Raw genomic sequence first — 273 nt, 5'->3', positions numbered from 1 at the left:
ATCATTAGCTCTATCAGCGTAAATCCCCGCTCATCTTTGACTTGTCAATATGTATTTTTTAACATTACCATGTTTGAGAACCATTTCCGCAATCATCTGCTCCAATCGCGATACTTGTCGTTGTCATACATCTGATACCAGAACTGGTAAGCATGATTTTGCTTCCAGTTTTAATATAACGAGTGGAATTAGGTACTGCAAGCATCTTCCATGTGCGTCCTGTGACATTGTCCACACCGGGATTTGCTACTAAGCTGACAGGCGTGCCTGATG

At 42.1% G+C, this 273-nt stretch carries 1 protein-coding gene; it reads right to left on the bottom strand.

Features of this window, described 5'->3' with window-relative positions; all coding sequences use genetic code 11:
- Positions 1 to 64: 64 nt before the first annotated feature.
- Positions 65 to 273 (bottom strand): hypothetical protein (locus AAEZ05_RS28640; protein ID WP_350649971.1); only part of this gene is annotated, 209 nt, incomplete at its 5' end.

It is taken from the genome of Pseudomonas sp. HY13-MNA-CIBAN-0226, assembly GCF_040310305.1.
Taxonomy (GTDB): domain Bacteria; phylum Pseudomonadota; class Gammaproteobacteria; order Pseudomonadales; family Pseudomonadaceae; genus Aquipseudomonas; species Aquipseudomonas gregormendelii.
The sequence above is the reverse complement of the archived record's forward strand: the minus strand, read 5'-3'. Positions and strand labels throughout refer to the sequence as shown.